Genomic DNA, 12,794 nt, shown 5'->3' with positions numbered 1-12,794 from the left:
TTACTCTGAGCGGTATCTTATTCACCAAGGTCAGATAATAACAATGCAAATAGAACCGTTAATTAAAGGTGTTGTCGCTCGCTCTGCACATCCGTATGGGTGCCGAGCTTCTATCAAAGAGCAAATCGATTACGTACAACAAGCACCACAAATCAAAAAAGGCCCCAAACGTGTTTTGATCATCGGTGCTTCTTCCGGTTTCGGTTTAGCAGCCCGCATCGCTCTCACCTTTGGCGGTGCAGAAGCCGACACTATCGGAGTCTCGTTCGAACGAGGCCCTTCTGATAAAGGAGTTGGTAGCGCGGGTTGGTACAACAATATTTACTTCAAAGAAGAAGCCATTCATCACGGCCGTACCGCCATAAATATCGTCGGCGACGCATTTTCCGATACTGTTCGTAGCCAAGTAATTGAAGCTATCGAAACTTACTTTGAAGGTGAAGTCGATTTAGTGATTTATAGCTTAGCAACAGGTATTCGCCCTAAAGCAGGATCTGACGAGTTCTGGCGCAGTGTCATTAAGCCAATTGGCGAGTCCGTCACTGGTGCATCTATCATGCTAGAGAACGACCAGTGGGTTGAATCAACGCTTGAACCAGCAACCGAAGAAGAAGCTGAAGCAACGATTAAAGTTATGGGTGGCGAAGATTGGGAAAGCTGGATCGACGCACTAATCAACTCCGAGTCGGTGGCAGAAGGCTGCAAAACTATTGCGTTCTCTTACATGGGACCAGAAGTAACCCACCCTATCTACCTTGATGGCACTCTGGGTCGCGCAAAAGTCGATCTTCATCAAACCAGCCACGCTCTCAATATCAAGATGGCAAACTTTGGAGGCGGCGCGTACGCAACCGTATGTAAAGCTCTGGTGACCAAGGCTAGTGTTTTTATACCAGCACTAAGCCCTTACCTGCTTGCTCTATACCGAGTGATGAAAGAAAAAGGCACGCATGAACGCTGTATAGAACAAATGCAGCGCCTATTTACGACTAAACTGTATGACCAAGAAAAAGTACCCGTCGATGGTGAGCGTTTGATTCGTATTGATGATCTTGAACTCGATCCTCAGGTACAAGGAGAAGTGTCGCTATTATTAGAGCAAATGAATGCGGAAAACTTCAAAGATCTTGGTGACTACGAAGGCTTTAAAGATGAGTTTATGAAGCTAAATGGCTTTAACTTTGAAGATGTCGACTATTCACAAAGCATTTCTATGAAGACATTGAAGGCGCTAAAACCTTAATTTCTTCAGTCTCACTACTGAGATAGTGCGCAGTATTTCAAAGTCCTGAAACGTTTTCAGGACTTTTTTTTGTTTCAGAACCCGTCCCCCCTATACTTATATAAAACAAGTGGTAAAAAGCTAAAACAATAAAAACAACAAAATGTATTTTTCACAGGACGTGAATTTAAGGGAAAGGATGACCTTATGGGAACATTTCAAACACTAGATTATGAAATCCCAAAATCAATGCGAAAGAGTTGGCAAAACATAGTCAATCTTTTAGCTCGCATCGCCGATGTGCCAACGACACTGATAATGCGTGTCCATCCAGAGCACATTGAGGTGAACACTGCCAGCGAAACACCGGAGAACCCCTATCGCGTCGGGGATAAAGAAGAGCTTGGGCACGGGTTGTATTGTGAGCATGTCATTGAAAATAAGCGCGAGCTAAACGTACCTAACGCGCTGCTTGATGAGCAATGGCAAGATAACCCAGATATTAAACTAGGAATGATTTCTTATTGTGGCCTACCACTCTATTGGCCAAACGGTGAAACCTTTGGCACCATCTGTATGCTCGACACACAAGAGAATCAATATTCCGACACTTATCGTGAGTTATTAAGCACGTTTAAAGAATCCATTGAAGCGCAACTCGCTGTTGTTTTTCAGCAACACAAACTATTGCGATTGAATAATGAACTTAAACATCGGGTAGAAAACCGGACGACGGACCTTGCCCAACTCAGTTACTCATTGACCAAAGAAATTGACCGCCGCAAAGCCGCTGAGAAGCAAGTGGATTACCAACAAACTCATGATCAAGGGACTGGTTTTTTGAATCGTGGGGCCCTTGAAGCGCTCTTAGATGATACGCTGAGTGCAATGAATCACGACACAGAATCTTTAGTCGTCCTTAACATCGGTTTCAGTAACGCGCGCAGCATTCAGACAAAGTATGGGTTCGAAGCCTTTGACGAAGTGCTTAAAGAGTTTCGCTTCCGCCTCGGCCACAGTGAGTCAAGTTATTTCATTACAGGAAGACCCAGCTCTAACGACTTGGTGATTGTTGTTTCGGGTGAGAACATCGAATCAAAAGTTCAGCACCTATTGGAAGACATTACTCACATTAGTGTCGGTAACTTCTATATCAATGAGAGCGAAGTCCACCTACATTCTTATATTGGCGTTGTTCAGGCAAGTAAAAGTAGTTACGCAAAACAGTTGCTACAGAATGCCTGTTACGCAATGCTGTTATGTAAAGAATCCGGTGAGTCATTCAGTTACTTCTGTGAGAGTCACACCCAGGCCCTCAATAACCATAACCAATTAGAAAGCTATTTACTTCAAGCCGTGCGTAATGACGACCTAATGTTGTACTTCCAACCTAAAGTGCTGCCCCATACGCACAAGTGGATTGGTGCAGAAGCTTTGTTACGTTGGCGACACCCAGTGCTCGGAGATGTTTCAAATGAAGCTTTAATCCATATGGCAGAACAAAATGGATTGATATTTGAAGTGGGTGCGTTTGTTCTTCGCACCGCTATCGACAAGGCGAAGCAATGGTCTGAACTGGTAGACAACTTTAAGATAGCCGTGAACGTCTCTCCAATTCAGCTACAGAATGTTAATTTTGCCGAGCAGATTGAGCACTTGCTGGAAACCTTCCATTTGCCTGCGCACTTCCTCGAGTTGGAAGTCACGGAAAGCGCGCTCATTGCCGACGAAGTTGTCGCACGCAACACACTGAATAAGCTTCATAAACTAGGCGTGACATTGTCACTTGATGATTTTGGTACTGGTTACGCATCGTTCAGTTATTTGAAGAAATACCCTTTCGACGCGATAAAAATCGATAAGAGTTTTGTGCAACAAATGGAAAAATCTGACGATGACAGAGCCATTATTTGTTCGATCATTCACATTGCTAAAAAGCTCGAACTTCAAGTGGTCATCGAAGGGATCGAATCCCATCAGCAAGAGCAATTTTTAATTGGAGAAGGTTGCGATATCGGGCAAGGCTTTTTATATGGTAAACCCATGCCTTGCAATGAATTTGAGCAAAGTTTGTTTAATCAAAACCTATTAGGTGGTCAATACCACTATTCTTCCTAAGCATTTTCTTTACTCTGATAGCGGTGGTTTCTATAATCCCCGCCCGCTTCCAATAAAAAGGCCATTATCTTCATGGATCAGTTGACTGCCACGCTTAAGAAAATCGAAAAGCAGAACTACCGCGCATACCAACAAATCAAAGGTCAGTACGACTTTAGTGATTTCGATTTGTACATCGACTATGTACAAGGTGACCCATATGCTTCTGCTTCTCGCCTACGTGCTACTCGCGCTTGGTCTTTAACCGGTCTTGAATGGCTAAAAGATGAATCTCCGGCATTCCAACGTGCAGCACGCGATTTCATTGCTCGCAGCTTTGATGAGTTTGCAAAACAAGAAAATGCAGTCTCTATTGCACTTAACGGTCAAACGGTTCTAGATAATACAGCTGTGCTCTTTACTGAGGAAGGCATCGAACTTCGTTTTCGCGTAAACCTACCTGCTGAAGGTCGTTCTGTTTTAGGTAAGAAAGCCAATAACATTCTAACCTTCTACTTACCGAAATTCGTTCGTCGTGCAACACTTGAACGTGAACTTAACAAAGAAGCTTTGATTGAACACTGTAAAGTTGTAGAAGACCAAGCCGCTTTGCGCGAGCAATTGGAAGTAAATAACCTTATTGCTTTCGTCGCTAATGGTAGTGTACTTCCTCGTATTGCAGGTAACTGTGATTTACCAATGAAAGACGCAGTGGAATTCAAAGCTCCAGAGTCACTGCAAGTAACACTGCATGCGCCAAATAAAGGCTATGTGACTGGTTTGGGCATTCCTAAAGGTATTACACTGATTGTCGGTGGTGGCTTCCATGGTAAATCAACGCTATTGAATGCGATTGAGCGCTCTATCTACGATCACATTCCTGGCGATGGCCGTGAGTACATCGTTACTGACGCTAATGCGATGAAGATTCGCGCTGAAGATGGTCGCTGTGTTCATCATTTGAACCTGTCGAACTACATCAACCATTTACCAATGGGTAAAGATACGGCAGATTTTTCTACACAAGACGCTTCAGGTTCAACCTCTCAAGCTGCTTGGCTGCAAGAGTCTATTGAAGCAGGCGCAAGTTCACTGCTTATCGATGAAGATACCTCAGCAACCAACTTTATGATTCGTGATGAACGTATGCAGGCGTTGGTCGCTAAAGGCGATGAACCTATTACCCCGCTTGTTGACCGAATTGGCCAGCTGCGCGATGAGCTCGAAATTTCAACTATCATCGTTATGGGCGGTTCTGGTGATTATCTAGACGTAGCTGACACAGTAATCCAAATGCACGATTACCAAGCCGTAGATGTGACAGAAAAAGCAAAACAAGTCATTGCACAGCACCCTACTCAACGTCATAACGAATCTGAAGAAAGCTTACAAATGTTCCGTCCTCGTGCGTTAAACCGCTTAGCACTAATGAACATTTTGACCGACGGTAAGTTCCGAGTAAGTGCAAAAGGTAAAGACTCTCTTCGTTTCGGTAAAGAGTTCACTGACCTAAGTGCTCTCGAGCAACTTGAGTCGGCTGATGAAGTAAATACTATTGGTTGGCTATGGTTCCAAATCGCACAGCTACCAGGTTGGTGTAACCACCCAGCAAAAGAAATCGAAGAGATGCTGTCTGGTGAGTGGTACGCTACGCTACCAAAACAAGGTGATCTAGCGAAGCCACGTACTCTTGATGTGATGGCTGCGCTAAACCGCATGCGTAAGTCTCAGTTCAAACCTTCTCGTTAATACTGAGCAACCCGAATAGTAAAAGGCAGCGATAGAACGCTGCCTTTTTTGTTTGAAGTAGATTGGGGAGTATCACAAATAAGCTCAACTTGTTACGTCGTAACGAAAAACCTATCATCCATTACGTAAAACATTCCATGCATCGCATAAAACCCGAAAGCGCTCTGAATCCCCATTATCTCTGTCTGGATGCCAACGTAGTGCGAGTTTGCGCCACTGCTTTCGTATTTCTACTTTAGTAGCATCTGCACTTAACTCAAATAAACTCAGCGCCTTGGCGCGGTCTAAATCAGAAGATGAGTTTCCACCTATATAACGTTGGTATCGACTCCAGAATTCATTAAGCAGCCTGCGTACCTCACCTTCATTAGCTTCGTAATTTTTCCAATCAAGGTAATACTCTCTGAGAGGATCGTTGGTATCGATACTGTGACGAGAGGCTTCAATGGCCGACATCAGGACAATATTCATTGCTTCAACTTGCAGCCAGCCGTCGGGGTATAATGTTTCTTGTAGCTGAAAAAGCGCGTTCATCAGTAAGAAGTTACGTTTAAACAAGTCTTTATCTGGAGATGAATCCAATTGAGGAATGTAACCGTGCTCACTGAGCTCCTGCGCGAGTGTGTGCACCTTCCAGTCCGAAGGTTGCTTTTTGAGGATTTCTAGAATGGGCCATAACAATGGGTTTTCCATGTATTGCTGGCTGTTTTGGCAAACGTTACATTGCTCGTCCATGAATCCCCTAACCGTTTTAAGTACCTGTTATTAAAGCTAGTCAATTTGTACCATAAATACAAAAAGGCTGACAGTAATATACTGTCAGCCTTTTGAAGCAAGATCTCGTTAGCTTAAATAACGCCTAGCTCTCGCAAACGTTCCATCAGGTAACTGTGCGCAGTGTAACGCTCAGAAAGAACTGTATCTGGTTTAGGGTGGAGGAATAACGGCAGAGAAATACGAGAATTCTCTTGGCGGCCGCCAGTTGGGTTGATCACGCGATGCGTCGTTGATGGGAAGTAACCACCCGACGCCTCTTGCAGCATGTCACCGATGTTAATGATCAGATTACCAAAGTCACATGGCACGTCTAACCACTCACCTTCTTTACTCATCACCTGTAAGCCCGGCTCATTTGCAGCAGGCAAAACCGTCAATAAGTTAATATCTTCATGAGCTGCTGCGCGGATAGCGCCTGGCTCTTCTTCACCTGTCATTGGTGGGTAATGCAACACACGTAGAAGCGTCTTGTCACTGTTGTTGATCATTTCAGAAAGTGCAATAGAAAACTTAGCTTGCACCTCTTTTGGTGCGTATTCTTCTACCCAACCAAGCAGCTCTTGAGCAAATGCATTTGCACGCTCATAGTACTCTAAGATTTCTTCTTTTAATTGCTCAGGCATCTGACCCCAAGGGTACACATGGAAGTACTCTTTGATGTCTTTTACGGAATGACCTTTAGCGACTTCAGAAACTGATGGAGGAAAATATCCGTCTTGTGTTTCAACATTGAAGTGGAAATCGTTCTTTTGCTCTGAGCAAAAAAACTCGTACCAATTTTTGTAAATAGACTCAACTAGCTCTTGAGGGATTGGGTGGTTTTTAAGTACACCAAAGCCCGTTTCGCGCAGTGAGGTGACGAACTGTTGAGCAGCGTCGTCAGCAAGATAATCGACAGTTTCCAGTTTCATGACTTAACTTCTTTTTTTATTAGACTGAACGGTGAATTCTATGGATGGGTATGTTGTAAATCAAACTTTAATGAAATGTTTACGCGCAAACGTTTTATTGTTGAGCAGTTTGCCAATATATCAACATAAAAAGTAATCATCTCTCTGTTAAAATTATTAATTGCACACTGTACAATTAAGTGTAATCATAGACTCAGTATTCAATTGAAGGATCAATTTCTGTATGAAAAGTACTTCCACCCTGTTGGGTTTGACCATTTTCTACGCTATCGTTTTCTTGTTCTCAGCCCTAGAACCAAGCTCTCGCGCGGTTTGGTTTGCGGAAATCGTCCCAGCCATCGGCATTCTTATCGCTATTTGGGCTCTTTCTATCCGTTACCAGTTTAGTAACACCGCTTATGTGCTGATGTTTATTTGGCTTTGCCTTCACACGATTGGTGCCAAATATACCTTCGCGGAAGTCCCTTTCGATTGGTTTAATAACTTAATTGGCTCTGAACGTAATAACTTTGACCGTGTTGCGCACTTCTCTATCGGCTTGTATGCCTACCCTATTGCTGAGTATCTGATTAATAAGAAAAAGATCAGCGCTAGCTTTGCATCTTGGTTTGCGTTGTTTGCGATTATGTCACTCGCAGCTGGCTACGAAATCATTGAGTGGTGGTATGCAGCAATCGCTGGTGGTGATGAGGGTATTGCCTTCCTAGGATCACAAGGTGATATTTGGGATGCCCAGAAAGACATGCTGTGTGACACCATGGGTGCAATAGTGTCACTGTTTTTACTGACAACTCAACGTCGATTGGCGAAGCCATTCTAGATAAGGGTTAAAGCCTTCTACTATTGGGACCTGTACGATTTGAGCCACTTCATATTCGTGCAGGTCTTTTATTTTGTCCTCAACTAACGCGTAAAGATCTTTTCGCGTCTTGATGATCAACAACCATTCGTTGTCGCTGCACACCTCACCTTTCCAAACGTAGTGACTTTCAATCGCCATGGTTTGAATGCACGCAGCAAGCTGGCCTCCTAACAAACCTTTAATGATTTCGTCTCGATTCTGTTCTGAACCAGCAGTGCTCAGTACCATACAGTATTCATGTTGTTCGCTCATAACTGACTCTTATTTCATCGTTACCTTGCCACCAATCATTTTGTAGGCAGGTGTTCCTCGTACTAACGTATCTCTTGCAAACTCTTGTTCACAACCTGGGCAACTGCAAGGCGTATTAGTGAAGTCTTCAACAATGCGTTCTTTGAAGCATTTCACCAGCGCGCCTTTGCCACCTTTACGATATTTAAACAACTGTGTTTTACATTTCGCGCAATATATCTCAACCGTCTTAGTTGGTTGCTTTTTATTTGGTTTCGCCATCTTTCTCTATTTTTGGTTTTACCCATACGTTGCTGAAATCAAACCATCCAAGGGCATTACACTTGGCGTTTTGTAGCGCACCACTGTGATCTTTATTTACTCCTAGCCAACAGTGGAACATAGGAATAACTTGGCAACTTTTCACAAGCTGTCTACCTAACTCACGAGCTGGAAAATCACTGTGTTGACCAGCTCGCCATTGGTCCACCAGCCCCGCCCAGCGGGAGAAATCGTAACCAACACTAAACTTGTCGATGTCGCTATAATCCAATAACCAACCTGCTAAAGCATCGTTACGGTTAGTCGCTATACCCATAGCTTTAATCCAAACATCCACTGCCTCTGGTGACGGTGGCTGCGTATCATATCGGATGAACTCAACGTCAACCCCATAGGGTTTAAGTAAGGTTTTGATTGCTTTTGCAATAACAGGGAACATCGGATGTTTCTTTTGGTAGGCCACGCAAATGGCCTTGTCTTTTTGAGGTACCTCACCCATTGAACTTGGTCTGAGATCAATCCATCCTGGTTTCAGACCAAAGGCTTGAAGCACCCCCAGCTCGATGACTTTGTCTTGAGGCACATGAGCGTATACTTGGTAACTGTTTAACGTTTGGCTTAGAAATTCAGCCCATCGCGGATCTTTAGCGATACCTGTATTTTTATTTAGTAGTAAGAAAGTACACCCAGGATCGAGCTCAACTTCGTCGGTAGAAGCTTGTTTATCCATTTGCGGCTTGGTTAAGCTTGGGTACACCATCGACGAATACGCTTCATCGATGACCCACACCTCCACTTGGTCAAGTAACGGACGTAGTCCAAAATAGCCATCGAACGCCGTTAGGATTAAACGCTTGTCATCGTTCACTTTCACTTGAAATGGCCCGGTGCCCACGGGTTTTCTATCAAACTCCTCTGAACGAAGGGTTTTGGATAACAGCACTTTCGCCTGTGATTCGCTCAGCGCGAGCGGTAAGTACTTATCTGGGCGAACCAGATGGATATCCACCGTCCAAGGCTCAGGTGAAACCACTTTTTCGATATGAGAGAAAAGGTTCAGTTCACTTAATGCACTGATGCTTTCAATGACGCAGTCAGTGGAGAGCAATTCACCATTATGAAAACGTACACCACGGCGGAGATAAAAACGCCAGTGAGTATCAGACAGCGCCTCCCAATAATGCGCTAAGTCAGGTTGAAGTTGTTCGTTGTCATCGAGCTTGGTTAAACCACTGAATACCTGGCGGGCAATATGCTGCTCAGACCGACGCATCGGCTTTTGCGGATTTAACATAGAGAGTGGTCGGTAATACGGCAAACGTACCACTTGCTCGCCTTGACGATGTTGGAGGCCAAGGTAACCTTGAATAACTTGGGTAAGCTTGGCAGCGTCATTATCTAACGCTTCCAACGCTTGACCAATCTTGCCTTCATCTAAGTAACGGCGTGCAAGGTTCTCGCTAACATCACTGCGATTACGTTTAAAAATGAGTGTAGAGAGCTTGCCTCGACCAGCGGCAGGATGCCACTCAATCCACCCTTCTTCCTCTAATTTATTGAGGACGATTCGAGCATTTCGGCGAGTACAGAAAAGCGCGTCGGTAATGTCTTCGAGTTGAACTTCCGTGTCATTACCAGAGAATTTTTCAAACAGTGTTTCGAACTGAACACGTAAACGAGGGCTACTCATAAAGAGGAAATTTTAGTTTTCATAACGATAAACTAAGTTTCCTCATTTTTTGCAAAAAGTGCAAACTCAGACGTGCAAATTATTGAATGTCGATGCCAATTTCTTGCGCCAGTTGGCGTAATTGATCTTCAGCGTCGAGTTTGATCGACCATTTACTTTCCGCTCCATTTGCCAATACAACGTTTGCACCGCGACCAAGTAATTGAATAGCATCGGTTTGAGCTTGCATTGTAACCATTCCATTACCGCTCAGTTTAATGACGATTTCTCGCTGCGTTGCTATAATTTTTCCAAGAGAAAATTCTATAACCATCTTCGCTGTCTTCTCTCTTACACTGACTTTTCTTTCTGGTGTTTAACAGCAATTGTTAATCTACTGGTGCAGACTAATCGACCACGTTCATCGGTGATTTCAATTTGCCATACCTGAGTTGAAACACCAAGGTGGACGGGCTTTGCAGTACCAATAACATGTCCACTCCGCATAGCTCGAACATGGTTTGCATTGATGTCTAAACCAACACAGTAACTGCCCTCACCTACGCTAAAGTTTGCGGCAAGCGAACCTAACGTTTCAGCCAATACTACAGACGCACCACCGTGAAGCATGCCAAGAGGCTGATGAGTAAAACTACAAACAGGCATAGTCGCAGTAAGCGAGTCATCCGTAAAATCGGTATAGATGATTTGTAGGTGCTCCATCATAGTATTTTTTGACGTTGCGTTAAGAATGTCCAGATCGATCGGCTTTTTCCAAATACTCATTTGTTTGCTCTTGTTTTACCCAGTCTTGCACCGGTTGATGTTTCTTTTAAAAGTGCGTCTAGCATAGTCCTGAACGCATCCTGACTTCAAGACGAAACACAACTCTAAATGTAATCCACATAATGACTTAACGTTTCTTCACTAAGCGTTATACTATTGCTTCAAAACAAAAAATATTTGTATATGGAGCCCATTATGAAGACATGGATCAAAGCGTCTGTTCTTTTTTCGCTCGTCGGTCTCACTGCCTGTAGTGCTTCGCCGACCGGTCGAAATCAAATACTCATGTTCTCTGATCAGGAGATGTCGTCCTTAGGTGCCAACTCTTTTGATCAGATGAAGAAAGAGATCCCGATCAGCAAAGACAAAAAGACCAACGCTTACGTACAATGTGTCGCAAAACGCATCACAGACACTATCCCACCTCAAGCGGGATTCAAAGATTGGGAAGTCGTTGTATTCGATAGTGACCAAGTTAATGCATTCGCGCTACCTGGCGGGAAAATAGGCGTCTATACAGGCTTATTGAAAGTTGCAAAAAATCAAGATCAACTCGCCACTGTTATTGGTCACGAAGTCGCACACGTCTTAGCAGACCACAGTAATGAGCGTCTTTCTCAGAGCCAACTCGCCAATGCTGGGCTTTCTCTAGCAAATGTCGCTATTGGCGCTTCTGAGTACAAGCAATACCAGCAAGCAACCATGGCCGCGTTAGGCCTTGGTGTACAATATGGTGTCATGCTACCGTACGGTCGCACACAGGAATCTGAAGCTGATATTGTTGGCTTGGGTTACATGGCCAAAGCTGGGTTCGATCCAAATCAAAGTATCGACCTTTGGAAAAATATGAGTAAAGCTGGCGGTGAGCAGCCTCCTGAGTTCTTCTCAACTCACCCTTCGCATAGTACTCGTATCAAAGACCTACAGGCTACGATCAACACATTGCCAGCTTATAACGTAAAGGCACCTAAGTGCAGTTAGTTTGACGCACTGCACCCCGAACTCTAATAAAAAAGCTCCATTCACGGAGCTTTTTTTGACGAACGCTTTATGACTAGGTCCCAAGAATTTGCAGTGGCAAACTGAGTAAGCTATCCCCAAGCCCTGCAAAATACCAAATAATGGCGACAAAACCACCGACAGAAACCAAGTACCAAGCAAACGAGAACAGTTGACCATATCGGGTTAATGGCAGTAAATGACTGTGGTGTCGAGTTCGCCATTCCATTACCACCTCTAACATCCCCATCAATAGCAAGAAACCAAGCAACGTTAAGCCGAAAGTGTAACTGATGTAGATGCCGAGCAAAGCCGTGACAATACTCCCTGCCAAACCAATCCATGTATTCATTGAAAAGGTGATACTTTTAAGAACATGTCCGCCATCTAACGGCAAGATCGGCAGCAAGTTGAAGAGGTTTAACAAGGCGTTAAACACAGCAAGGCCCGCAAAGATCATCTCCCCTGTCATCCAATACAAGACGGTGAATAGAATGCTGAGGACTAACCCAAAGAACGGGCCCATGATGGAGATAACCACATCTTGCCAACGTGTGTTTATCTTTTCGTCGCTTAGCGCTAAGCCACCTAAAAATGGGATGAGATAAATGCCTTTGGTCTTCATACCAAAGTACTTCATTGCTCGGATATGACCATATTCGTGAAAAACTAAACACGCCACCAATGCGAGAGCGAACTCAATCGAAAACAGCCATGAGTATGCCGCAAGGCTTGCAGAGGCTAACGCCACCTTAATGACTTTCGCGCTTTTCAACGCTTTCATGCCGAGCGACACAATACCAATGAGACTAAAACGCTTTTCTGCCGGTGGCGGTTCGACCGGTACTTGGCGTTCGATGTCTTTTTCGTCACGAGTCCCTTCGACAACCAGTGAGTCATTTACTGTCGCTTGATACTTAAAATCAAATGGTTGCCAGTTTAGTTCACAGCTCAATTGGCAATGTAAAACGTCCTCTCCAGCAGTGAGCTTGAACTCATGCTGTGTCTTGCCTGAGTCATCATCGCTCGCAGCAATCTGCGACACCAAGGTGTTATCCCAAAACAGTTGTTGCCAACCAGCCATAGAGCCTTCAAGCCTGAGCGACTTTCCTAAAAATTCAATGTGTAGTAATTCCAACGCGATTTCCAATGCGATAAACACAAAGTGCGAATTATGCCTGCAATGGCATCGAACGAAAAGCATGTTAA

General features: G+C 44.2%; 13 protein-coding genes. 5 read left to right on the top strand and 8 right to left on the bottom strand.

Annotated features, from left to right (window positions below; all coding sequences use genetic code 11):
* Positions 1-43: 43 nt before the first annotated feature.
* From fabV to KIV41_RS04450, 3 genes are all read left to right on the top strand, one after another.
* A complete protein-coding gene (gene fabV, locus KIV41_RS04460; protein ID WP_088880171.1) occupies positions 44-1,243 on the top strand; it encodes an enoyl-ACP reductase FabV in 1,200 nt (399 codons plus the stop codon).
* Between the two features lie 186 nt (positions 1,244-1,429).
* Entirely contained in the window at positions 1,430-3,340 is a 1,911-nt protein-coding gene (locus KIV41_RS04455; protein ID WP_285335772.1) for an EAL domain-containing protein, read from the top strand.
* Between the two features lie 72 nt (positions 3,341-3,412).
* Entirely contained in the window at positions 3,413-5,068 is a 1,656-nt protein-coding gene (locus KIV41_RS04450) for an ABC-ATPase domain-containing protein (RefSeq protein WP_285335771.1), read from the top strand.
* 114 nt (positions 5,069-5,182) lie between these two features.
* Here KIV41_RS04450 and KIV41_RS04445 read toward each other — a convergent pair whose 3' ends face one another.
* Both KIV41_RS04445 and KIV41_RS04440 read right to left on the bottom strand, forming a co-directional pair.
* On the bottom strand, positions 5,183-5,803 hold the full coding sequence (locus KIV41_RS04445) for a DNA-J related domain-containing protein (protein WP_285335770.1): 621 nt from the start codon (positions 5,801-5,803) through the stop codon (positions 5,183-5,185).
* Between the two features lie 113 nt (positions 5,804-5,916).
* A complete protein-coding gene (locus KIV41_RS04440) occupies positions 5,917-6,756 on the bottom strand; it encodes an isopenicillin N synthase family oxygenase (RefSeq protein ID WP_285335769.1) in 840 nt (279 codons plus the stop codon).
* A gap of 223 nt (positions 6,757-6,979) precedes the next feature.
* Between KIV41_RS04440 and KIV41_RS04435 the strand changes: the two genes are divergently transcribed.
* On the top strand, positions 6,980-7,576 hold the full coding sequence (locus KIV41_RS04435; protein ID WP_071234496.1) for a DUF2238 domain-containing protein: 597 nt from the start codon (positions 6,980-6,982) through the stop codon (positions 7,574-7,576).
* On the opposite strand, the gene cutA is transcribed toward KIV41_RS04435, so the two are convergent.
* The 5 genes from cutA to KIV41_RS04410 all read right to left on the bottom strand — a co-directional run bounded on the left by cutA (position 7,538) and on the right by KIV41_RS04410 (position 10,586).
* Entirely contained in the window at positions 7,538-7,870 is a 333-nt protein-coding gene (cutA, locus tag KIV41_RS04430) for a divalent-cation tolerance protein CutA (protein WP_045385244.1), read from the bottom strand. The two genes, KIV41_RS04435 and cutA, sit on opposite strands and share 39 nt — an antisense overlap.
* Positions 7,871-7,879: 9 nt before the next feature.
* The gene (locus KIV41_RS04425; protein WP_285335768.1) at positions 7,880-8,131 is read right to left on the bottom strand and encodes a hypothetical protein; all 252 of its coding nucleotides are present in this window, start codon (positions 8,129-8,131) and stop codon (positions 7,880-7,882) included.
* Positions 8,115-9,821, bottom strand: coding sequence for an SgrR family transcriptional regulator (locus KIV41_RS04420; protein WP_285335766.1), 1,707 nt, complete (start codon positions 9,819-9,821; stop codon positions 8,115-8,117). The genes KIV41_RS04425 and KIV41_RS04420 overlap by 17 nt, the downstream gene beginning before the upstream one ends.
* A gap of 79 nt (positions 9,822-9,900) precedes the next feature.
* Positions 9,901-10,134: a DUF3389 domain-containing protein gene (locus KIV41_RS04415; RefSeq protein WP_285335765.1), complete on the bottom strand. Its 234-nt coding sequence runs from the start codon at positions 10,132-10,134 to the stop codon at positions 9,901-9,903.
* 17 nt (positions 10,135-10,151) lie between these two features.
* Positions 10,152-10,586 (bottom strand): hotdog fold thioesterase, encoded by a 435-nt coding sequence (locus KIV41_RS04410; protein WP_038883062.1) that lies wholly within the window; start codon positions 10,584-10,586, stop codon positions 10,152-10,154.
* Positions 10,587-10,781: 195 nt separating this feature from the next.
* On the opposite strand from KIV41_RS04410, the gene KIV41_RS04405 reads away from it, so the two are divergent.
* The gene (locus KIV41_RS04405) at positions 10,782-11,567 is read left to right on the top strand and encodes a M48 family metallopeptidase (RefSeq protein ID WP_138942430.1); all 786 of its coding nucleotides are present in this window, start codon (positions 10,782-10,784) and stop codon (positions 11,565-11,567) included.
* 73 nt (positions 11,568-11,640) lie between these two features.
* Here the strand turns inward: KIV41_RS04405 and KIV41_RS04400 are convergent, their stop codons facing one another.
* Positions 11,641-12,669: a site-2 protease family protein gene (locus tag KIV41_RS04400; protein WP_285335869.1), complete on the bottom strand. Its 1,029-nt coding sequence runs from the start codon at positions 12,667-12,669 to the stop codon at positions 11,641-11,643.
* Between the last annotated feature and the right edge of the window lie 125 nt (positions 12,670-12,794).

The sequence above is a fragment of the Vibrio sp. D401a genome (assembly GCF_030248515.1).
GTDB lineage: Bacteria > Pseudomonadota > Gammaproteobacteria > Enterobacterales > Vibrionaceae > Vibrio > Vibrio rotiferianus.
Note: the sequence above shows the minus strand (reverse complement) of the source record. Positions and strands in the feature narration are given on the sequence as shown.